At 67.2% G+C, this 20845-nt stretch carries 19 protein-coding genes; 9 read left to right on the top strand and 10 right to left on the bottom strand.

Features of this window, described 5'->3' with window-relative positions:
* Positions 1-25: 25 nt before the first annotated feature.
* Complete coding sequence (locus tag PV761_RS08395; RefSeq protein ID WP_347895852.1) at positions 26-1942, bottom strand: glycoside hydrolase family 13 protein; 1917 nt, start codon at positions 1940-1942, stop codon at positions 26-28.
* A gap of 109 nt (positions 1943-2051) precedes the next feature.
* Between PV761_RS08395 and PV761_RS08390 the strand changes: the two genes are divergently transcribed.
* The 5 genes from PV761_RS08390 (at position 2052) to PV761_RS08370 (ending at position 6715) form a co-directional block, all read left to right on the top strand.
* Complete coding sequence (locus PV761_RS08390; protein ID WP_028272910.1) at positions 2052-3335, top strand: ABC transporter substrate-binding protein; 1284 nt, start codon at positions 2052-2054, stop codon at positions 3333-3335.
* A gap of 6 nt (positions 3336-3341) precedes the next feature.
* The gene (locus PV761_RS08385) at positions 3342-4379 is read left to right on the top strand and encodes a sugar ABC transporter permease (protein ID WP_028272911.1); all 1038 of its coding nucleotides are present in this window, start codon (positions 3342-3344) and stop codon (positions 4377-4379) included.
* Entirely contained in the window at positions 4376-5272 is an 897-nt protein-coding gene (locus tag PV761_RS08380) for a carbohydrate ABC transporter permease (protein ID WP_028272912.1), read from the top strand. Before PV761_RS08385 ends, PV761_RS08380 begins: the two co-directional genes overlap by 4 nt.
* 8 nt (positions 5273-5280) lie before the next feature.
* Entirely contained in the window at positions 5281-5550 is a 270-nt protein-coding gene (locus PV761_RS08375; protein ID WP_028272913.1) for a hypothetical protein, read from the top strand.
* Between the two features lie 100 nt (positions 5551-5650).
* Positions 5651-6715: a LacI family DNA-binding transcriptional regulator gene (locus PV761_RS08370; protein WP_347895849.1), complete on the top strand. Its 1065-nt coding sequence runs from the start codon at positions 5651-5653 to the stop codon at positions 6713-6715.
* Here PV761_RS08370 and PV761_RS08365 read toward each other — a convergent pair.
* Both PV761_RS08365 and PV761_RS08360 read right to left on the bottom strand, forming a co-directional pair.
* A complete protein-coding gene (locus PV761_RS08365) occupies positions 6712-7680 on the bottom strand; it encodes a hypothetical protein (protein ID WP_347895847.1) in 969 nt (322 codons plus the stop codon). The genes PV761_RS08370 and PV761_RS08365 overlap by 4 nt on opposite strands.
* Before the next feature lie 10 nt (positions 7681-7690).
* Complete coding sequence (locus tag PV761_RS08360; RefSeq protein ID WP_028272916.1) at positions 7691-8497, bottom strand: exodeoxyribonuclease III; 807 nt, start codon at positions 8495-8497, stop codon at positions 7691-7693.
* A 304-nt stretch (positions 8498-8801) separates the two neighbouring features.
* On the opposite strand from PV761_RS08360, the gene PV761_RS08355 reads away from it, so the two are divergent.
* Genes PV761_RS08355 through PV761_RS08340 form a run of 4 tightly spaced genes read left to right on the top strand, consistent with a single transcriptional unit; the run spans position 8802 to position 13198 of the window.
* Positions 8802-10301 (top strand): CoA-acylating methylmalonate-semialdehyde dehydrogenase, encoded by a 1500-nt coding sequence (locus tag PV761_RS08355; RefSeq protein ID WP_347895845.1) that lies wholly within the window; start codon positions 8802-8804, stop codon positions 10299-10301.
* Positions 10301-11413, top strand: coding sequence for an enoyl-CoA hydratase/isomerase family protein (locus PV761_RS08350; protein ID WP_347895843.1), 1113 nt, complete (start codon positions 10301-10303; stop codon positions 11411-11413). Before PV761_RS08355 ends, PV761_RS08350 begins: the two co-directional genes overlap by 1 nt.
* Positions 11406-12365 (top strand): 3-hydroxyisobutyrate dehydrogenase, encoded by a 960-nt coding sequence (gene mmsB, locus PV761_RS08345; protein WP_347895841.1) that lies wholly within the window; start codon positions 11406-11408, stop codon positions 12363-12365. The genes PV761_RS08350 and mmsB overlap by 8 nt, the downstream gene beginning before the upstream one ends.
* A gap of 53 nt (positions 12366-12418) precedes the next feature.
* Positions 12419-13198, top strand: coding sequence for an enoyl-CoA hydratase (locus tag PV761_RS08340; protein WP_028272677.1), 780 nt, complete (start codon positions 12419-12421; stop codon positions 13196-13198).
* Positions 13199-13257: 59 nt separating this feature from the next.
* On the opposite strand, the gene PV761_RS08335 is transcribed toward PV761_RS08340, so the two are convergent.
* From PV761_RS08335 to PV761_RS08305, 7 genes are all read right to left on the bottom strand, one after another.
* Positions 13258-14289 (bottom strand): aldo/keto reductase, encoded by a 1032-nt coding sequence (locus PV761_RS08335; protein ID WP_347895839.1) that lies wholly within the window; start codon positions 14287-14289, stop codon positions 13258-13260.
* Complete coding sequence (locus PV761_RS08330) at positions 14286-15638, bottom strand: LLM class flavin-dependent oxidoreductase (RefSeq protein ID WP_347895837.1); 1353 nt, start codon at positions 15636-15638, stop codon at positions 14286-14288. Before PV761_RS08330 ends, PV761_RS08335 begins: the two co-directional genes overlap by 4 nt.
* Positions 15638-17005: an LLM class flavin-dependent oxidoreductase gene (locus PV761_RS08325; protein ID WP_347895835.1), complete on the bottom strand. Its 1368-nt coding sequence runs from the start codon at positions 17003-17005 to the stop codon at positions 15638-15640. Before PV761_RS08325 ends, PV761_RS08330 begins: the two co-directional genes overlap by 1 nt.
* A gap of 26 nt (positions 17006-17031) precedes the next feature.
* The gene (locus PV761_RS08320) at positions 17032-17838 is read right to left on the bottom strand and encodes an ABC transporter ATP-binding protein (protein ID WP_347895833.1); all 807 of its coding nucleotides are present in this window, start codon (positions 17836-17838) and stop codon (positions 17032-17034) included.
* Positions 17814-18674 (bottom strand): ABC transporter permease, encoded by an 861-nt coding sequence (locus tag PV761_RS08315; protein WP_347895831.1) that lies wholly within the window; start codon positions 18672-18674, stop codon positions 17814-17816. Before PV761_RS08315 ends, PV761_RS08320 begins: the two co-directional genes overlap by 25 nt.
* Positions 18671-19786: an ABC transporter substrate-binding protein gene (locus PV761_RS08310; protein ID WP_347895829.1), complete on the bottom strand. Its 1116-nt coding sequence runs from the start codon at positions 19784-19786 to the stop codon at positions 18671-18673. The genes PV761_RS08315 and PV761_RS08310 overlap by 4 nt, the downstream gene beginning before the upstream one ends.
* Before the next feature lie 372 nt (positions 19787-20158).
* Positions 20159-20782 (bottom strand): class I SAM-dependent methyltransferase, encoded by a 624-nt coding sequence (locus tag PV761_RS08305; RefSeq protein ID WP_028272672.1) that lies wholly within the window; start codon positions 20780-20782, stop codon positions 20159-20161.
* Positions 20783-20845: the final 63 nt, after the last annotated feature.

Here is a 20845-nt window from a genome sequence, read left to right as displayed (position 1 = left end):
ATCACTTCCAGCTAGATCGCCCCAGCTAGATCGCCACGAGGTAGGCGGCCGAGTTCGGCGCAAGCTTCCGCGCGCCTCCCGGCCCCGCCCCGGGTTCAGCCCGGGCTCCCGCCACGGCCTCCGGACTGCTGGCAAGGGCAATCCGGTAGCCGTCCGGCAGCGCGGCTGCCGCGATGCCCATGTTGGCGACCACCAGGACGTCCCGGTTCTCGAAGGCGAGCACGCCCTCCGCGGGGGCGTGCGTGGCGGCCCAGCGGAAGCTTCCTGCGCCCAGCCGGTGTTCCTTGCGGAGTGCCAGCGCGGCACGGTACAGCTCCAGGGTGGAACCGTCGACGCCGTCCTGCACGTCCGCGGCCAGCTCACGGAAGGATTCCGGCTGGGGCAGCCAGGGGGCGGCCGGCGCGCTGCCGGTGAACCCGGACGCGAAACCGTAGCCTGGCTCGGCAGCCTTCCACGGGAGCGGCACACGGCAGCCGTCGCGCCCCCGCTCTACGCCGTCGGTTCGGAAGAAGGTAGGGTCCTGGCGGGCCTCGGCGGGCACTGTCGTGTGTTCCGGCAGGCCCAGTTCCTCCCCTTGGTAGAGGTACGCCGAGCCGGGGAGGGCGAGTGAAACCATGGTGGCAGCCCGGGCGCGCGCGAGGCCCAGCCCGGCGTCGGGCTGTTCGTCCTCGGCAGAGATGCCCTTCGGGAACGTGGTGGGGTCCTTCAGGCCGAAGCGGGTGGTGTGCCGGACCGTGTCGTGGTTGCTGAGGACCCAGGTTGTCGTGGCACCCACCGTGGCGGCAGCCCGCAGCGAATCCTCAACGGCCGCGGCCGTCCGCTCCGCATCCCAGCCGGCCAGCAGGAAGTCGAAGTTGAACGCCTGCTGCATTTCATCAGGCCGGACGTACCGTGCCAGCCGCTCCGCCGGTTCCACCCATGCCTCGGCCACCATCATGCGGTCGCCGTCGTATTCCGCCAGCACCCGGTTCCAGTCGCGGTAGATGTCGTGCACGCCGTCCTGGTCAAAGAAGGGCGACGGCGGGTAAAGCGGCGAAACGACTTGGTGCTCGTTGCCGGCTGCTGCGTCAGCGGCGGCTGTGGCGGCGGCTGCTGCATCAGGGGCGGCGGCGGCAGCGGCAGCGTGGGCGCGGTGTGGCTCTTCGGCCTCGGTATGGCCGCCGTGGGCCTCGCCCGGCAGTTCGCTGGCTCCTTCCACCATCGCCGCGGAGCCCTCCCAGTCCGGCAGGCCCGCCTCCTTGACCATGCCGTGGGCCACGTCCACACGGAAGCCGTCCACGCCGCGGTCCAGCCAGAACCGCAGCACCGAGCGCATTTCCTCCTGGACCTCGGTGTTGTCCCAGTTCAGGTCCGGCTGCTTGGTGTCGAAAAGGTGCAGGTACCACTGGCCGGGCTTGCCGTCGGCCTCCGTAACGCGTGTCCAGGCCGGTCCGCCGAAGATGGATTTCCAGTTGTTGGGTGCCAGATCGCCGTCGCCCGAGTCGGGGACGGAATCCCTGCCCTGCCGGAACATGTACCTGTCGCGTTCGCGTGAACCCGGAGGCGCGGCGAGTGCCGCCTGGAACCAGACGTGTTCGTCCGAGGTGTGGTTGGGGACCAGGTCAACGATGACCTTCAAGCCCAGCCGGTGAGCTTTCTGCAACATCCCGTCGAAGTCCGCCAGGGTGCCGAAAAGCGGGTCCACCTGGCGGTAATCCGCCACGTCATAGCCGGCATCGGCCTGCGGGGATTTGTAGAACGGGGACAGCCACACGGCATCAACGCCTAGCCGCTGCAAGTAATCCAAATGCGCCGTTACACCGAGCAGATCGCCCATCCCGTCTCCGTTGCCATCGGCAAAGGACCGCGGGTAGACCTGGTACACGACGGCGCTGGCCCACCACGTCGGAATCGAGGAACCGCCTGTCGGGACTGGGCTGTGTGCCACAGATATCCTTTCCATAAACTTCGGTGTAAACGCTTGCATTTCTCACCGCAACGTTACTAGTGTGATGGGCACCACTTCAACCGCACCGCCGATTTTGCTCGACACTCAGCGAGGAGTCTCCTTTATGAAATCCCCTAAGTTCCTTTTGCCGGCCGCTGCCGCCGGCGTTCTAGCATTAACGCTCTCCGCCTGCGGAGGCGGAGGCGGCACCACGGGCGGGGGTGGCGGCGACGCTGAACAAGGCCTCGATGGCCGCGGCCCCATCACCTACGTCCAGGGCAAGGACAACAGCAACGTTGTCCGCCCCCTCATTGAGAAATGGAACGCTGCGCACCCGAACGAGAAGGTCACGTTCAAGGAGCAGACCGACGCCGCTGACCAGCAGCACGATGACCTGGTCCAGAATTACCAGGCAAAGAACCCGAACTACGACGTTGCCAGCGTCGACGTTGTGTGGACTGCCGAGTTCGCCGCCAAGGGCTGGCTGCAGCCGCTGAAGGACAAGATGGCGGTAGACACCAAGGGGATGCTGGAGCCCACCATTGAGGCGGGCTCCTACAAGGGCACTCTCTACGCGGCACCGGTGTCTTCCGATGGCGGCATCCTCTACTACCGCAAGGACCTCGTCCCCACTCCGCCCAAGACCTGGGACGAGATGATGCAGATGTGCTCCGTCGCCAAGGCCAACAACATCGGCTGCTATGCGGGCCAGTTCAAGAAGTATGAAGGCCTCACCGTCAATGCGTCCGAGGCGATCAACTCCTTCGGCGGTTCCGTGCTGGACAAGGACGGCAAGCCGAGCCTGAACACTCCGGAAGCCAAGACCGGCCTTGAGAACCTGGCGAAGGCCTACGCGGACGGCAACATCCCGAAGGAAGCCATCACCTACCAGGAAGAGGAAGGACGTCAGGCATTCCAGGACGGCAAGCTTCTCTTCCACCGCAACTGGCCTTACGTGTACAACCTGGCCACCACTGAAGCATCGTCCAAGGTCAAGGATGTCCTGGGCATGACCGCACTGCCCGGTGCGGACGGTCCCGGTGCCTCCTCGCTTGGTGGTCACAGCGCGGCTGTGAGCGTGTACTCCAAGAACAAGGCCACTGCCCTCGACTTCGTGAAGTTCCTGACGGCCGAAGAGCAGCAGAAGTTCTTCGCCACCCAGGGTTCGCTGGCACCCGTGCTCGGTAGCCTGTACGAGGACAAGGAACTCGTCGCCAAGCTGCCGTACCTTCCGGTCCTGAAGACCTCCATCGAGAACGCCGTGCCGCGCCCGGTATCGCCGTTCTACCCGGCGGTTACCAAGGCCATCCAGGAAAATGCCTACTCCGCCATCAAGGGAGAGAAGACCGTGGAAAGCGCACTGTCTGACATGCAGAAGTCCATCGAGTCCGCTAGCGCGGGACAGTAGCCACTCATGTCAACCGAATTGGGCCCGACGCCGGTAAAGTCACCGGCGTCGGGCGGTACCCCGATCCATCACGGACCCAAGGGTGTCGGTGAGGACAACAAGATCCTCAGCCAGGGCAAGTGGGCTTCCTGGCTCCTCGCCCCCACCATCATCGCGCTGGCGGTAGTGATCGTTTACCCGATCATCAGCGCACTCGTGATGTCCTTCCAGAAGGACGCCGGCCTGGATCCGGTCACCGGGCTGTTCACAGCCGGCGGCCCGGCAGGCGTCCAGAACTACGTGAACTGGCTGGCCCAGCAGTGCTCCGCTCCTGGTGGCGGCACTGTTGCCTGCCCGCCCGGAACCCTCGGTGCCCAGTTCTGGTCAGCCACGGCCACCACGTTCTTCTTCACCGTGGTCACCGTGACGCTGGAGACCGTCCTCGGTTTCTGGATGGCCCTCATCATGGCCAGGACGTTCCGGGGACGCAGCCTGGTCCGTGCAGCAGTCCTGGTTCCGTGGGCCATTCCCACCGCCGTGACCGCCAAGCTCTGGCTGTTCATTTTCGCCTTCGAAGGCATCGCCAACAAGCTGTTCAACACCACCATCCTGTGGACAGGCAGTGAGTGGCCGGCCAAGTGGGCCGTGATCATTGCAGACGTCTGGAAGACCACGCCGTTCATGGCACTGCTGATCCTTGCCGGCCTCCAGATGATTCCTGCGGAGGTCTATGAGGCCGCCAAGGTTGACGGCGCGACCACCTGGCAGCGGTTCCGGATGATCACCCTTCCGCTGGTCAAGCCGGCGCTGATGGTGGCAGTCCTGTTCCGCACGCTGGATGCACTCCGGATGTTCGACCTCCCGTACATCCTTACCGGCGGTGCCAACAACACCACTACGCTGTCCATCCTGGTGATCAACCAAATCAGACAAGGGTTCAACGCGGCGGCAGCATTGTCCACCATTACGTTCATCATCATCTTCCTGGTTGCGTTCATCTTTGTGCGCTTCCTTGGTGCGAACGTCGTGGAGCAAAGCGGAGCCACTGGTAAGGGGAAGAAATGAGCGCCGGGACAGCCACCACTGCCCTCAGGGCACAGCAGGACCGGGGCCGGAAGGCAGCCCAGAACAGGGAGAAGTGGGCGCAGGGACGTACGTACATCAGCGCCGTCGTCGTCCTGATCTGGTGCCTTGCGCCGGCCTACTGGATGGTGGTGACTGCCTTCCGCGAGGTGGGCTTCACCTACGACACCTCGATCCTGCCCACCCATGTCACGCTGGATAACTTCAATACGGCCTTCGATACGTCCTTCGGCAACAGGTTCGGCCAGGCTCTGCTCAACAGCATTTTCATCGGCGTCGTAGTCACGCTGGTGTCGCTGCTGATCGGTGTCTTCGCCGCCTACGCCCTGGCCCGCCTGAACTTCCGGTTCAAGTACCTGGTGCTGGGCTTCATCCTGGGGGCGTCCATGTTCCCGGGCGTCGCCCTCATCACCCCGCTTTTCCAGCTCTTCACCAACATCGGCTGGATGGGTACCTACCAGGCGCTGATCATCCCGAACATCTCCTTTGTGCTGCCGCTGACCGTCTACACGATGACCTCGTTCTTCCGCGAAATGCCGTGGGAACTCGAGGAATCGGCACGGGTTGACGGCTGCACGCAGGGCCAGGCGTTCCGGAAGGTGATCCTGCCGTTGGCGGCACCGGCCATCTTCACCACGGCCATCCTGGCGTTCATCTCCTCCTGGAATGAATTCCTGATTGCCAGCCAGCTGTCCAGCGACGCGACCCAGCCGGTGACGGTGGCAATTGCCAGCTTCGCCGGAGCGCAGCCAAACCAGATTCCGTACACGGCCATCATGGCCGCCGGAACCATCGTCACCATTCCTCTGGTGATCCTGGTCCTGGTCTTCCAGCGCAAGATTGTTGCCGGCCTCACCGCCGGCGCTGTTAAGTGATCCCTCACGTGACAGGTTCGGCAACAGGCAAGGAACAGAACCAGGGGCTCGTTCGCAATGAGCACAAGCGTGCCCGCTCCGGCGAGGACTTCGACATCATCATCGGCTTCCTCGGCTTCTGGGCCGTGGTCCTGCTGGCGGTCACCGTCTGGATGGAGGTGACCGCCCAGCCGGCCCTCGGCTGGGCGCTGGGCCTGCTGGCCACGCTAGTGGCGCTGTACGGGATGGTGCGGCTCCGCCGCCGCCTGCCGGCCAGGACCGCTACACGTAAGAAATAGGAGCTGATCAAAGGCTCAAAGCTGAAGCGGAATAGACTGGCTTGTTGCCGCAGGAACACCCAGGTAGCAAGAATCTGCGAACAGCTAGCAAGGGGAAACCGTGGCACGCACAACAGACAGGGCTCAACGGGGCGGCCATTCCGGCGTCAGCATTGAGGACGTCGCCGCAGCAGCCGGGGTTTCCACAGCGACAGTCTCGCGCGCAGTCCGCGGACTGCCCAGGGTTTCGCCGGCCACCCGGGAAAAAATTCTCCAGGTGGCCGGCGCTTTGGGCTACGTGGCATCTTCCTCCGCGTCCGGCCTGGCCACCGGGCGGACAAAAACCATCGGTGTGCTGGCGCCGTTCGTCAGCCGCTGGTTCTTCTCCAAGGCGATCGAGGGCGCGGACCGGGAACTGCATGCGCGCCAGTACAACCTCTCGTTGTTCAACCTGGGCGGCCACGGCAGCAACCGCGAGCGGCTCTTCAGCAAGACCATGGTCTACAAGCAGATCGATGCCCTGCTGGTACTTTGTATGGCGTTGACCCATGAGGAACTTGAACACCTGCAGAAGATCGACATTCCCCTGGTGGTGGTCGGCGGGCACGTGGAGGAGTGCCCCTACATCGGCATTGACGACTACGCCGCAGCATCCACCGCCGTCCGGCACCTGATCAGCCTCGGCCACAAGGACATCGCGCTACTGCACGGCGACGACGAAACCGACCTCAACTTCGACGTTCCCCGCGTCCGCATCAAGGCGTTCCAGGACGTCATGGCAGGGTCCGGGCTGACGGTGCGCCCGGAATGGGACGAGTGGGGCGACTTCACGGTCCGCAGCGGGCAGGAAGCGTTCACCAGGATGTGGGCCGATCCCGGCCCGAAGCCCACCGCCATTTTCTGCGCGTCGGATGAGATGGCCATGGGGGTCATTTTCGAAGCCACCAAAATGGGTGTTCGGATACCCGAGGACCTGTCTGTCATCGGGATCGACGATCACGATTTCTCCGACGCCATGGGGCTCACCACTGTCAGGCAGCGGCCTGACGAGCAGGCCGAACTGGGGACCAAGATGCTGCTGGACGAACTGGACGGCACCGTTGGCGCAGTCCAGTCACAGGTTGCGCCCCACCAGCTGATCATCAGGAGGACGACGGCGCCGCCCCCGTCCCGTGACCAGGCTTAGGACGCGCGCGCCAGCTGCCTGATGGGAATCCACCGCGAGGCCAGCCGGCGGTAGGCTGCCGCGGCTCCGGTCATGTCTCCCTCGGCCAGGCATTCGATGCCCAAACGCACATCCATGGGTGACTCATCCGGATACACCTTGTCCGCCACCGCACCGTAATCCAGTTCCACGACGGAACCGGGGTGGAAGAGTTCCAGCCACTCGGTCAGCTGGGTCATGTCGTCCAGCATGTCCAGGTCGGGGGCCGCCAGTGCCAGGTTGGCCACGGCGTAACGCACGCGTTCCAGCGCTGCACCGATCGGTGCCCATACCCGGACAGTGACGATCCGCCCGTCCGACTCCACCACATCCTGGGGATCGGATTCCTGGAAGAGCGAGAACCAGCTGAACGGGATACCCCAGGTGGAGGCCCGCGTGTGGACGCGGCTGGTGCCCTCGCGGGCTTTCACCAGGTCAATGCGTTCCTGGTGCTTGTCGCGCTGTTCTTCCGGAATCAGCAGTTCAGCGAGCGGACCGTGGATACCTTCCATAAGGGCGTTCGCAGCCAGTCCCGCCCGCAGCACCAGCTGGCTGGGACAGTACAGCAGAGCCTGTTCTTCACTATCGGCGCCTGCAGCGGCGGTGCCGCTGGCAGCGTCACCCGGCCCACCGGCGTCGGACGTTCCGGACGCATCCGGAGCGCCGGAAGACTTCGGCGTAATGGGCTGCTTGGGCTCCGGGGGAGCCGGAAAGACCCGGACCAGGTCGGTGCGCCCGGTGGGGAAGGGGTCGCCGCCGGGGCGGGTGATCCGCCCGAGGGACGCCTGCAGCTCAGCGTTTTCCACGGCCGCGCGGGACGCCGTCCTGGCACCCGCCGCCCGAAGCGCGGCGCGCTGGTCCTCCGGAAAAGCGGTGAGCGGCTCGTAGATCCGCAGCGCGGAGGAGAAAGGCAGGCCCGCCTGGCCCCGGTAGATGTTGCCCGTCATCGCGGCCCCATCAGTCGGCCAGTTCCACGATGACCGGAGCGTGGTCCGAGGCGCCCTTGCCCTTGCGTTCCTCGCGGTCGATCGAGGCGCCGGTCACGCGGGCGGCGAGGGCGGGGGAGGCCAGGACGAAGTCGATCCGCATCCCCTCCTTCTTGGGGAAGCGGAGCTGCGTGTAGTCCCAATAGGTGTAGACGCCCGGCCCCGGAGTGTGCGGCCGGACCACGTCGCTGAAGCCGGCGGCTTCGAAGGCGTGGAAAGCGGCCCGCTCGGGTTCGCTGACGTGGGTCATGGCGTTGGCGCGGAAAAAGTCGATGTCCCAGACGTCGTCGTCCTGCGGTGCGATGTTCCAGTCGCCCATCAGGGCGATCTGCGCTTCGGGGTTGTCGGCCACCCAGGTCTGGGCGTGGGTTTTCAGCATGTCCAGCCAGCTGAGCTTGTAGGGCATGTGTTCGTCGTCGAGCGAGCGGCCGTTGGGAACGTAGAGGCTCCACACGCGGACGCCGCCGCAGGTGGCACCGATGGCGCGGGCCTCCTGGACGGGGTCCTTGCCGTTTTTGCCGAAGACGGGCTGGTCCAGGAAGGAGCGTTCCACGTCCTCAAGCCCAACGCGCGAGACGATGGCCACGCCGTTCCACTGGCTCACGCCGAAATGGGCCACCTCGTAGCCCATGCGCTCAAAGAGTTCCCAGGGGAAATTCTCGTCCTTGCACTTGGTTTCCTGGATGGCCAGCACGTCACAGTCGCTGCGCTCGAGCCAGGCCTCCACTCGGTCGGCGCGGGCACGGAGGGAGTTCACATTCCAGGTAGCAATCTTCACAGTCCCTAACTTACCGAACTTGGGACCCCGGCATCTGTCCAGCCCAGCTGTTTGCCGCCGTCGTGACCCTATTTCGGCTGGAAAGCGCGCAGACACGGGCGTTTCGCGGCCGGGACCGGGAGTCGGGGCGCCAAAGAAGGTCACGACGGCGGCGCCGAGGACACCCGAGGGCAGCACCCGACGGCGGTGGGCAGGCAGGTGGGCGCACCTCCGCAGGCGGCGCCGGCAGTCTGGAATTTAGTAGGAAGTCCGAGTATATTCAGCTTCAGGATGATGTAGGTCACATGCAAAGGAGCATTCCGCCATGGTTCGCGAGCTTTCCCATTACATAGAGGGGCAACGGGTTGAAGGCACTTCGGGGCGCTTCAGCGACGTCTACGATCCCTGCACCGGGCAGGTCCAGGCCAGGCTGCCGCTGGCCAATGCCGATGAAGTCCGGAACGCCATCGCCAGCGCGGAGAAGGCCCAGGTGGAGTGGGGCGCCATGAATCCGCAGCGCCGCGGCCGGATCCTGCTGAAGTTCGTGGACCTGGTGAACGAGAACATCGACGAACTCGCCGCGCTGCTCTCCTCCGAACACGGCAAGACCCTCCCGGACGCCAAGGGGGACATCCAGCGCGGCATCGAGGTGGTGGAATTCGCCGCCGGCGCCCCGCACCTGCTCAAGGGAGAGTTCTCGGACAACGCAGGGACCGGCATCGACGTGCATTCGCTGCGCCAGCCGCTCGGCGTGGTGGCCGGCATTACGCCGTTCAATTTCCCCGCCATGATTCCGCTGTGGAAGTCCGGCCCGGCCCTGGCCGCAGGCAACGCATTTATCCTCAAGCCCTCGGAGCGGGACCCCTCAGTTCCCCTGCGCCTGGCCGAACTCTTCACCGAAGCGGGAGTCCCGGACGGCGTGTTCAACGTGGTCAACGGGGACAAGGAAGCGGTGGACACCCTGCTCGAGGATGAGCGGGTCAAGGCGATCGGCTTTGTGGGCTCCACCCCGATCGCGCAGTACATCTACGCCACGGCGGCAGCCCACGGCAAACGTGCGCAGTGCTTCGGCGGCGCGAAGAACCACATGGTGATCATGCCGGATGCGGACCTGGACATGGCCGTGGATGCCTTGATGGGCGCGGGCTACGGTTCCGCCGGCGAACGCTGCATGGCGATCTCCGTCGCCGTCCCGGTGGGCAAGGAAACGGCCGACGCCCTGGTGTCCAAGCTGGAGGAACGGGTCAAGCACCTCCGCGTGGGCCACAGCCTGGACAAGGACTCGGACTTCGGGCCGGTGGTGGCGGCGTCCGCCAAGGAACGGATCGAAGGCTACATCCAGTCCGGCGTGGACGAGGGCGCCACCCTGGTGACGGACGGCCGCGGCCTCACCGTGGACGGCTACGACGGCGGCTTCTGGGTGGGCCCCACGCTCTTCGACAACGTCACCAAGGACATGAAGATCTACAAGGAGGAGATCTTCGGCCCGGTCCTCAGCGTCCTCCGCGCCGAAGACTACGACGAGGCCCTCCGGCTCTGCAGCGAGCATGAGTTCGGGAACGGTGTGGCCATTTTCACCCGCGACGGCGACGCCGCCCGTGACTTCGCCAGCCGCGTGCAGGTGGGTATGGTGGGCATCAACGTGCCCATCCCGGTGCCCATCGCTTACTACACGTTCGGCGGCTGGAAGGCCTCCGGCTTCGGGGACCTGAACCAGCACGGGGCCGACGCGTTCCGTTTCTACACCAAGACCAAGACCGTGACCACCCGCTGGCCCTCCGGCATCCGCCAGGGCGCCAGCTACGTGATGCCGGAAGGCAGCTGATGAGCGCAGGACCTACCGCCGGTACGAACACAACAGGCCCCGACGAGGCGCCCACCGACGAGGTGCTGTTTGAGCGGCGCGGCCGCCTCGGCGTCATCACGCTGAACCGGCCCAGGGCGGTGAACGCGCTCACCGCCGGCATGGCCGCCGCCATGCTGGAACAGCTCACGGCATGGGCGGACGACGACGGCGTGGCCACCGTTCTGGTGCACGGCGCCGGGGAACGGGGCTTGTGTGCCGGCGGCGACATCGTGGCCATCTACGAGGACATACTGGCAGGCGGTGACGCCACCGCGGACTTCTGGCGCACCGAGTACCGGCTGAACGCGCTGATCGCCGGGTACCCCAAGCCGTATGTGGCCTTCATGGACGGCCTGGTGCTGGGCGGCGGCGTGGGGATCTCGGCGCACGGGTCCGTACGTGTGGTCACCGAACGCACACGCACCGGCATGCCGGAGACCACCATCGGCTTTGTGCCCGACGTCGGCGGCACCCTGCTGCTGTCCCGCTCGCCGGGGGAGGCGGGTACCCATGCGGCCCTGACGGGCGCCCACCTGAGCGGTGCGGATGCCCTGTTCCTGGGTCTGGCCGACCACTTTGTGGCGTCCGGGAACCTTCCCGCGCTGGCGGCCGCGCTGGAGACCGAAACGGCGGAAGCCGCCGTCGGACGCTTCACGGAGACGCCGCCGGTATCGGAGCTGGCCGGGCAGCGGGACTGGATCGACTCCTGCTACGCCAGCGACGATGCGGAGGACATCCTCCGGCGGCTCCGCAATTTTGACGGCGACGCCGCCGGGGAGGCAGCTGAAGCGGCGGACACCATCGAGGCGAAGTCGCCCACGTCCGTGAAAGTGGCGCTGGCATCGCTCCGCCGCGCGCGCGGCCTGAGCCTGGAGGAAGTCCTCGCCGAGGAGTACCGCGTTGGCCTGAGGTTCCTGGCAGGCGCGGACTTCCGCGAAGGCATCCGCGCCCAGGTGGTGGACAAGGACCGGAATCCGCAGTGGAAACCGGCCAGCCTGCACGAGGTCTCCGCCGCCGACGTCGCCAGGTTCTTCGAGCCGCTGGGGGACCGGGAGCTCAACCTGCAATCAAAGGAGGCCCGCAATGCCTGAAACAACTGGAGCGCCTGAAACAGCAGCACCCGGAGAATCCGGAGGAAAAGGGCACGTCGCGTTCCTCGGGCTGGGACACATGGGCGGGCCGATGGCCGTCAACCTGGTCAAGGCCGGGTATACGGTGGCTGGGTTCGATGTGGTGCCCGCGGCGCTGGACGCGGCCCGGGAACACGGAATTCCCACCGTGGCGACGCCCGCCGAAGCGGTCGCCGGTGCGGATGTGGTGCTCACCATGTTCCCCAGCGGCCAGCATGTCCTTGATGCCTACCGCGGGTCGGGCGGGCAGCCGGGCCTGCTGGACGTGGCCGGACCGGACACCATGTTCCTGGACTGCTCCACCATCAACGTGGACGAAGCCCGCGAAGCGTCGGCGCTCGCCGTTGCCGCAGGCCACCGGGCCGTGGACGCCCCCGTCTCGGGCGGCGTGGTGGGTGCCGAGGCCGGAACCCTGACCTTTATGGTGGGCGCCCTCCCCGAGGACTTCGACGCCGTGCGGCCCCTGCTGGAAGTGATGGGCAAGCGCGTGGTCCACTGCGGCGGCCACGGTGCAGGCCAGGCTGCGAAGGTCTGCAACAACCTGATCCTGGGCGTCTCCATGATCGCGGTGAGCGAAGCGTTTGTGCTCGGCGAGAAGCTGGGGCTCACGCACCAGGCCCTCTTCGACGTTGCGTCCGCCGCATCCGGGCAGTGCTGGGCGCTGACCACCAACTGCCCCGTACCGGGACCGGTGCCCACCAGCCCCGCCAACCGCGACTACCAGCCGGGATTCGCCGGTGCGCTGATGGCCAAGGACCTCAAGCTGGCCCTGAACGCGCTGCAAAGCACCGGAGTGGCCGCGCGCATGGGCCCGCTGGCCTCGGAAATCTACGATACGTTTGCGGCTGAAGGCGGGGCGGCCCGGGACTTCTCCGGCATCATCACGGATATCCGGGACAAGTCCGCGCACTAGGCAGTTTTCGAAGCAGAACCACCTGCAAGGCAGAACCACGTGAGGAGTCAGGCATGACGGAGCAGTACGGGAACATTCTGGTGGAGCGGCGCGGACGCGTGGGGCTGGTGACGCTGAACCGGCCCGAAGCGCTGAACGCGCTGAACAAGGCCACCATGGATGAACTCGTGGCTGCCGTCACGGCCATGGACGCTGATCCCGAAGTGGGCGCCGTGGTGGTGACCGGGTCCGGCAAGGCGTTTGCCGCCGGTGCGGACATCAAGGAGATGGCCGAGCAGGGCTACATGGACATGTACGCCGCGGACTGGTTCCGCGGCTGGGAGGATTTCACCCGGCTGCGCATTCCGGTGGTGGCGGCGGTTTCCGGCTTCGCCCTGGGCGGCGGCTGCGAGCTGGCGATGATGTGCGATTTCATCATCGCGGGGGACAACGCCAAGTTTGGCCAGCCGGAGATCAACCTGGGCGTCCTGCCGGGAATGGGCGGATCGCAGCGGCTCACCCGGGCCGTGGGCAAGGCCAAAGCGATGGACCTGATCCTCACGGGCCGGTTCATGGACGCGGAGGAAGCGGAGCGCGCCGGGCTCGTGTCCAGGGTGGTGCCCGCGGCGGACGTTGTGGAAGAAGCCGTGAAGGTGGCCGAAGTGATCGCCTCCAAGTCAAAGTCGGCTGCGATGCTGGCCAAGGAAGCCGTCAATGCCGCCTTCGAAACCGGGCTGGCACAGGGGGTGGTTTTCGAGCGGCGCCTCTTCCACTCGCTGTTCGCCACCGAGGACCAGAAGGAAGGCATGGCGGCCTTCACGGAGAAGCGGCAGCCGGTCTTCAGGCACCGCTAGCCGCCGGGAAGGCCGCCGCCCTGCGTCAGTTGGCGCGCAGGGCGGCAGCAACACCGGGGTCAGCGCGGGCGGCGCCGCAGCAGGGGATTCGAGAGCGACGGCGGCTGGTAGCCGGCGTCAGCGCTGTTCAATGTGGTGCCTGGCGGCACGATTTCATCGATCCGGTCCAGCACGTCGCGGGAGAGGATCACTTTCTCCGCGCCCAGCGCCCCTTCCAGGTGCTCCAGCGTCCGCGGGCCGATGATGGCCGAGCTGACAGCCGGGTGCTCCAGCACGAACCCCAGGGCCAAGTGGATCAGAGACAGTCCGGCCTCGTCGGCCAGTTCAGCCAGTTCCAGCACGGCCTGGGTCTTGCGGGCGTTCTCCGCGGTTGACGGGTCATGCCGGGCAGGCTGCCGGGCGGCCCTGCTGGACGGGGTGTGTCCGCCGTCGGGCTTGATCCGGCCGGACAGCCAGCCGCCTGCCAGCGGGCTCCACGGCAGCACGCCCAGTTTGTGGCGCTGAGCCAGGGGAAGCACTTCGCGTTCCACGCCGCGCGCCAGGATGGAGTAGGGCGGCTGTTCCGCCACCGGCCGTTCCCGGTGGCGCTCGCGGGCCACGTACTGGGCCTCCACGATCTGCCCCGGTTCGAAGGTGGACGTGCCGATATAGCGGATCTTGCCCTGCCGGACCAGGTCGCTGAGTGCCCCGAGCGTCTCGTCGATGTCCGTGTCGGGCTCGGGCCGGTGCACCTGGTAGAGGTCGATCCAGTCGGTCTGCAGCCGGCGCAGGCTGTCCTCGACGGCGCGGATGATCCAGCGGCGCGAATTGCCGGCGTGGTTCACGTCCTCGCCAAGGCGCCCGTGGACTTTGGTGGCGAGAATTACGTCGTCGCGGCGGCCCCTGAGGGCCTTGCCCACGATGGTCTCGGATTCGCCCCGGGAGTAGACGTCGGCGGTGTCCACCACGTTGATGCCGGAATCGAGCGCCCGGTGGATGATGCGGATGGAATCGTCGTGGTCCGGATTGCCGATGGACCCGAACATCATGGTGCCCAGCGTCAGCGGGCTGACTTTGAGTCCTGTGGCGCCCAGGCTGCGGTATTCGGTCATGCGTGTGCTCCTTGTAGTTGCTGGGTGGTCTGGCCCGCGGGGCTGTACTGGCTTTCCGGGCGGTCCAGGCCGAAATGTCCGCGCAGGGTCCGGGCAGAGTATTCGGTCCGGAACAGGCCGCGGGACTGCAGGATGGGCATAACCTCGTCGGCGAAAGCCTCGAAGCCGCCGGGAAGCCAGGGAGGCATGATGTTGAACCCGTCGGCGGCCCCGTTTTCGAACCAGAGCTGGATCTCGTCGGCCACCTGCAGCGGTGTTCCGGCCACGGTGTAATGGCCCCGGGCGCCGGCGAAGCGGTGCAGGACCTTGCGCACGGTGAGGCGTTCCCGGCGGATGGTGTCCAGCAGGAGCTGGCTCCGGCTGCTTTCCCGGCCCGCCGAGGCCAGCAGCTCATCCGGGAAGGTGTCATCCAGCTTCAACCCGTCGAGGTCCACGCCCAGCAGCTTGCGCAGGATGCCGAGCCCGTATTCCGGCTGGGTCAGCTCATCGAACTCCTGCCGGAGCGCCCGGGCCTCTGCTTCTGTGGAGCCGAGGTAGGGGCTGATGCCGGGTAGCACCAGGAGCTTCTCCGGGTCCCGGCCCTCCGCCGCAGCCAGCGCCTTGATGTCGGCATAGAAGTCCTGCGCGCTTTGCAGCGTCTGGTGGGCGGTGAATACGGCCTCGGCGTGCTTGGCCGCGAACGCCTTCCCGTCGGCGGAGGAACCCGCCTGAACATAGACCGGCCGGCCCTGCGGTGACCGCGGCGTGTTCAGCGGTCCTTCCACGCGGAAGTGATCACCCTGGTGCCCGATCGGGTGGATCCGGGAGGTGTCGGCGAAAACCCCCGTGCCGGCGTCGGACACCACCGCGCCGTCCTCCCAGCTGTCCCACAGCTTGCCCACCACCTGGACGAATTCGTCCGCCCGGGAGTAGCGCTCTGCGTGCGGCGGGTGCTCGTCCAGGCCGAAGTTGCGCGCTGCCCGTTCCGCGCCGGTGGTCACGATGTTCCAGCCGGCCCGGCCGCCGCTGAGGTGGTCGAGGGACGCGAAGAGCCGGGCCGCGTTGTACGGCTCCAGGTAGGTGGTGCTGGCCGTGCCGATCAGGCCGATCCTTTCCGTGGCAACGGCGATCGCGGACAGCCAGGTGAACGGCTCAAGCCGGAACCTGGTGGCGTACTGCACGTTGCTTTCCAGCGCAGGGCCGTCGGCGTAGAACACTGCGTCCAGCTTCGCCGCCTCCGCCCGCTGCGCCAGCTCCTGGTAGAAGCCGATGTCCAGCAGCCGGTCCGGCCGGGACTTCGGATGCCGCCAGGCGGCTTCGTGGTGGCCGCCCGGGTAAATGAACAGGTTGAGTTTCAGCTGCCTGCCCATCAGAAGGCCGAACCGATGGACGCCAGCGCCTGTCCGTCGGCGCCGGCAAAACGGTTGTCCGGGCGGCCCAGGCCGTAGTGCTCGCGCAGCGTCCGGCCCGTGTATTCGGTGCGGAACAGGCCGCGCTCCTGGAGGATGGGCACCACCAGGTCCACAAATGCTTCGAGGCCCGAGGGAAGCACCGGCGGCATGATGTTGAAGCCGTCCGCGGCGCCGCCGTCGAACCATTCCTGGATGGCGTCGGCCACCTGGACCGGCGTGCCGGTGAAGGTCCGGTGGCCGCGGCCGCCGCCCAGCCGGCCGATCAGTTCGCGGACCGTGAGCTTTTCCCGGCGGGCCAGCTGGACGATCAGGGTGTAGCGGCTCTTGGCGCCTTCGATCTCGTCCTCGCTGGGCAGGTTGTCCGGCAGCTGGCGGTCCAGGGGCAGGTCCTCGGGCGCGACGCGCAGGGTCTTGGCCAGCTGGATCCGAGCGTATTCGGGCTTGATGAGGCGGTCCAGTTCGCGTTCCAGCGCCTGGGCCTCTTCCGCCGTGTCCCCGATGACCGGGACGATGCCGGGAAGGATCTTGATGCTTTCCGGGTCGCGTCCCGCGGCGGCGGTCCGGGACTTCAGGTCGCGGTAGAACTCCTGCGCGTCCGCCAGGGTCTGGTGGGCGGTGAAGACGGCGTCCGCGTACCGGGCGGCGAGGTCCTTGCCGTCCTCCGAGGAGCCGGCCTGGACAATCAGCGGGTGACCCTGGGGCGAACGCGGGACGTTGAGCGGGCCGCGGACCTTGAAGTGCTTGCCTTCGTGGTCGATGGTGCGGATCCGCTCGGCATCCGCCCAGACGCCGTCGGCCTTGTCCGCGAGCACGGCGTCGTCCTCCCAGCTGTCCCACAGCTTCTGGGCCACCTCGATGAACTCCGCGGCGCGCTCATAGCGGACGGCGTGGGCGGGCTGGTCGTCCACGCCGAAGTTCCGGGCGGCGTCGGGCCCGGCTGTGGTGACCACGTTCCAGCCCGCGCGGCCGCCGCTGACCCAGTCCACGGAGGCGAACCGCCGTGCGAGGTTGAACGGATCGTTGTAAGTGGTGGAGGCCGTGGCGATCAGTCCGATGCGTTCCGTGGCACCGGCGATGGCGGTCAGGAGCACCGTGGGCTCAAGCTTTCCGGCCGGCCGGCGGCCCACCTCGCCGAAGAGGACGGGCGAATCGGCGAAAAAGATGGAGTCCAGCTTGCCGCGTTCGGCGGTGCGGGCCAGCTGCTGGTAATGCTCCACGTTGGTGCTGGCATACGGGTCGCTTTCGGGCAGCCGCCAGGACGACTCGTGGTGGCCGGTACTCATGAGGAAGGCATTGAGGTGGAGGGGGCGCTGCGTGGAAGTCATGGGGTGCTCCTTGGATGTGTGAAGGTTCAGTGGCTGGCGACGTTGACGTCGACGCCGAGGGCTGTCAGCAGGTCGCGGCGCAGGGCTTCGTGGCCGGCAGCGTCGCTGAAGGTACCGGCGGCGGTGGTGCCGATCTCCGGAGCCACGGTGCGGACGGTGGCCACGCGGCCGTTGTCCAGGACCACGATCCGGTCGGCCAGGGCGATCGCTTCGTCCACGTCGTGGGTGACCAGCAGGACGGCGGGGCGGTGCGCGGCTACGAGGTCGCGGAGCAGGCCGTGCATCTTGATCCGGGTCAGCGCGTCGAGGGCGCCGAACGGTTCGTCGGCCAGCAGCAGCTGCGGTTCCCTGACCAGGGATCGGGCCAGGGCCACGCGCTGCTGCTCACCGCCGGACAGCTCGTGCGGCCAGGACTTTTCCCGGCCGGCGAGTCCCACCTCGGCGAGTGCCCTGCGTGCCTTGGCGTCGGCGTCGTGATCCCGCAGTCCCAGCGTGACGTTGCCCAGGACGGTGTCCCAGGGGAGGAGCCGGGAGTCCTGGAAGACCACCGACACCCGGTCCGGGACGTTGATGACGCCGCTGCCTTTGACGTCGTGGTCCAGCCCGGCGAGCGCCCGCAGGAGGGTGGACTTGCCGCAGCCGCTGGGGCCCAGCAGTGCTACGAACTCGCCGGGGGCGATGTCCAGGTCCACGCCGTTCAGGACGCCCTTGGGCCCGAAGCCGCGGATCAGGCCGCGCACGGAAACGGTGGGGGACCCGGCTCCGGTACGCGGGGCGGTACGGCTGGAGCCGGAGGGTGCGACGGCGGTCAGCCCGCCAGAGTGCGCTGCCATGAGAGGGCCTTTCGTTCGATGAAGCGGACAATGCCGTCCGAGAGCAGGCCGAGGATGCCGTAGACGGCGAGCCCGAGGACGATGATGTTGGTCTGGCCGTAGGTGCGGGCGAGCTCCATCATGTAGCCGATGCCGCTGGTGGAGTTGATCTGTTCCACCACCACCAGCGACACCCAGGCCCCTGTCACTGCGAAGCGGAGGCCCAGGAAGAAGCCCGGCAAGGCACCGGGGAGGACCACGCGGCGGATGAAGCCGGCCCGGCTCAGCCCCACGGTCTGCGCCAGTTCGACGTAGCGCAGGTCAATGCCGCGCAGCCCGGCATGGGTCTGCAGGTAGATGGGGACGAAGACGCCGAGGGTGATGGTGAGGACCTTCATGGTTTCGTCGATCCCGAACCACAGGATGAGGAGCGGGATCAGGGCCAGGCCCGGGATGGCCCGTTTGATCTGCACCGGCCCGTCGATGAGCGCCTCGCCCGCCCGGCTGAGCCCGGAAAGCAGGGCCAGCACGGCGCCCACCACGATGCCGAAGAACAGCCCCAGCCCGGCGCGCTGTGCGGAAATGGCAAGGTTTTCCTGGAGCCGGCCGTCTGCGATCAGCTCGCTGGCGGTGGCTACCACGGTCCAGGGCTCGGAGAGGATGCGGGGGTCAAGCAGCCCCGTTGCCGAGGCGGCTGCCCAGAGCAACAGCAGGGCCGAGGGGCCCACCCAGGCGAGGCGCCGCCGTCGTCCGGGTCCCAGCCGGCGGCCGGTGGGGCGCACATCGGCGCGGCCGGCGAGTGCCGGGCCCTGGCGGGGTGCGGCGGCGGTGCGCTCCGCCACGGCTGCGGCGATCATGCGGCACCTGCCTTGCCGGCCGCGGCGAACGCCGTGCCCGCGATGGCTTCGTAGCGTGTGTCGTAGAGCCTCGCCGCCACGAGCTCGGGCTTCTTCTGCTCCCTGGCCAGCAGGTCGATGGTCTGCTGGTGCCGCTCGATGGCCTCCGTCCAGGACAGCGGAAGGTCCGCCTTGCCGGCGGCGTCGATCAGGTACTGGCCGTCCTCGCGGGAGAGGCCCTGGTCCTTGACGTAGTAGCCTTCCAGCCATTCCTGGGGGTGGTCCTCGATCCAGCGCTTGGCTTTGCCCCACACCTCAACGTAGGCGGCGAGCGCTGCGGCCTTGGCCGGATCATCCAGGACCTTGGCGGGGGAGTAGAGATGGCCGGGATCATCGCGCAGGCCGTGCCGGAGCGTGGAGCCGCCGTCGGCCTTGTACTTGGAAAGGTAGCGCTTGATCTGGACGCCGCCCAGGGGTGCGGCGTCCACCTGCTTGCTGGACAGGGCGGTGGCGTAGGTGTCGCCGGTGCTGGGCAGTTCCACGAGCTTCACGTCGGCCTGCTTCAGGCCGGCCTTTTCCAGGATCCGCAGGACCAGGGCGCCCTGTGCCTGGCCGGGGCTGTAAGCGACCTTTTTGCCGCGCAGCTCCTGCAGGGAGGAGATTCCCGCCCCGGGTGCAATGCCCAGCTCGTACAGCGGGTGGTTCACGGCGTCCTGCCGGAAAACGCTGGCGATGATCCGGACGTCCAAGCCCGTCCAGGTGGCGTGGATGGGCGGGATGTCCGCCACGGAACCGACGTCCAGGGCGTTGGCCCGGAAGGCCTCGGTGGTCTGCGGGCCGCCGGAAATGTTGGCGAACTCCACGTTGAAGTCCAGCTCCTTGATCAGGCCGGACAGCTCCAGGGCCACCTTCACGCTGGGGTCGCCCACGGTGATGGAGGTGCCTGCGGGAACGGATGTGGCGAGCGGCGCCGAAGGCTGCGTCGCCTGCGTGGCGCCGGCAGTGGCGCTTCCGCCGCAGGCGGTCAGCAGGCCGACTGCCGGCAGCGCGAGCAGGGCGCCGAGGGCCCGGCGGCGGGTGAGCGTGGAGCGCCCTTGGGTGGAGGGAGGCAAGAAGGGTGCAGCGGAGGACATAGTGGCCTTTCATGGGGGATGAAGCGCGACGATGTAGTGCAGGCGGTGGGCATTGGCATGCTGGAAAGCGGGCACAGCGGAGCTGGCCCCGGGGGCGCCGGGAGCGGTGGGGGGATGGGTGGTTTTTGTTGCGGATGTGCTTCGGCTTGTGCCGTGAAATCACCTAAACACGGTCTGCACAGCCTTGGCCAGCACCCCGCAATGGAAGCGAAACGGGAGGAAACCGGACTACTTCTGACGCCACGCACCGTGCAGTACGAGGCCAAACCAAGCAATCCGGCGCCATGATCCGCAACCCGGCTTAACCTGCGTTCTTCGAGCCTGTCGCCTGGGGAAGGCAGTGTTGTGAGGCCTCCGCCTGATGCGTGTGCGTCAGGACCGGCGGTGGGCGCGGAGCACAGAATCCGTGACGGTTACGGAGTTGCCGTCGGCGTCCCGGACGGACCGCCGGCGGGCTTCACAGACGTCGATCTGCCATTCTTCGGGGTCCAGTTCGGCGGCGATCTCCTCGGGCGTGAAGAGGAGGCCCGGCTGCGACGGACGGCGGATCCCGGTTGCCAGGTCGTCCGGGTGGTGGCCAACGATCAGGAAGGTACCGCCGGGGGCAACGGACGCTGCCAGCCGGTGGTAAAGCTCTGTCCTTTGAGCCAGGGGCAGGTGCATGAACTGGGCTGACACAAGGTCGAAGGTCCCGGCGGGCGGGGGCATGGCGGTGAGGTCGTGGTGGACCCAGACGATCCGCCCCGCCACTGTTGCATCCTCGGCCGCCCGTTCCGCGGCCCGCGCCAGGGCCACGGAGGAGATGTCCACGGCAGTAACCCTCCAGCCCTGCCGTGCCAGCCAGATGGAGTCGGCGCCCTCGCCGCTGCCAACGTCCAGGGCTGAGCCCGGGCGAAGGCTGGCGGCTTCGGCCACCAGGCTCGGGTTCGGATTGCGGCTCCAGACCGAACCGTGCTGGCGGTAGCGCTCATCCCAGAACGACTCGTCAAACTTCATCCGTGGTCTCCCTCGCTGCCCGTGCTTCAGGTCCGGCAGCGTACCGTCAGGGACGGCCGGCGC

Source organism: Arthrobacter sp. CC3 (genome assembly GCF_039907775.1).
In the GTDB taxonomy this organism is placed as follows: Bacteria; Actinomycetota; Actinomycetes; order Actinomycetales; family Micrococcaceae; genus Arthrobacter.
The sequence above is the reverse complement of the archived record's forward strand: the minus strand, read 5'-3'. Positions and strand labels throughout refer to the sequence as shown.

Excerpts from the sequence above, each read along its gene's own strand:
- PV761_RS08315 (WP_347895831.1), bottom strand. The coding sequence starts at position 18,674 with ATGATCGCCGCAGCCGTGGCGGAGCGCACCGCCGCCGCACCCCGCCAG.
- PV761_RS08365 (WP_347895847.1), bottom strand. The coding sequence starts at position 7,680 with ATGACGGGCAACATCTACCGGGGCCAGGCGGGCCTGCCTTTCTCCTCC.
- PV761_RS08390 (WP_028272910.1), top strand. The coding sequence starts at position 2,052 with ATGAAATCCCCTAAGTTCCTTTTGCCGGCCGCTGCCGCCGGCGTTCTA.
- PV761_RS08350 (WP_347895843.1), top strand. The coding sequence starts at position 10,301 with ATGAGCGCAGGACCTACCGCCGGTACGAACACAACAGGCCCCGACGAG.
- PV761_RS08355 (WP_347895845.1), top strand. The coding sequence starts at position 8,802 with ATGGTTCGCGAGCTTTCCCATTACATAGAGGGGCAACGGGTTGAAGGC.
- PV761_RS08395 (WP_347895852.1), bottom strand. The coding sequence starts at position 1,942 with ATGGAAAGGATATCTGTGGCACACAGCCCAGTCCCGACAGGCGGTTCC.
- mmsB (WP_347895841.1), top strand. The coding sequence starts at position 11,406 with ATGCCTGAAACAACTGGAGCGCCTGAAACAGCAGCACCCGGAGAATCC.
- PV761_RS08340 (WP_028272677.1), top strand. The coding sequence starts at position 12,419 with ATGACGGAGCAGTACGGGAACATTCTGGTGGAGCGGCGCGGACGCGTG.
- PV761_RS08310 (WP_347895829.1), bottom strand. The coding sequence starts at position 19,786 with ATGTCCTCCGCTGCACCCTTCTTGCCTCCCTCCACCCAAGGGCGCTCC.
- PV761_RS08385 (WP_028272911.1), top strand. The coding sequence starts at position 3,342 with ATGTCAACCGAATTGGGCCCGACGCCGGTAAAGTCACCGGCGTCGGGC.
- PV761_RS08305 (WP_028272672.1), bottom strand. The coding sequence starts at position 20,782 with ATGAAGTTTGACGAGTCGTTCTGGGATGAGCGCTACCGCCAGCACGGT.
- PV761_RS08380 (WP_028272912.1), top strand. The coding sequence starts at position 4,376 with ATGAGCGCCGGGACAGCCACCACTGCCCTCAGGGCACAGCAGGACCGG.
- PV761_RS08330 (WP_347895837.1), bottom strand. The coding sequence starts at position 15,638 with ATGGGCAGGCAGCTGAAACTCAACCTGTTCATTTACCCGGGCGGCCAC.
- PV761_RS08325 (WP_347895835.1), bottom strand. The coding sequence starts at position 17,005 with ATGACTTCCACGCAGCGCCCCCTCCACCTCAATGCCTTCCTCATGAGT.
- PV761_RS08320 (WP_347895833.1), bottom strand. The coding sequence starts at position 17,838 with ATGGCAGCGCACTCTGGCGGGCTGACCGCCGTCGCACCCTCCGGCTCC.
- PV761_RS08335 (WP_347895839.1), bottom strand. The coding sequence starts at position 14,289 with ATGACCGAATACCGCAGCCTGGGCGCCACAGGACTCAAAGTCAGCCCG.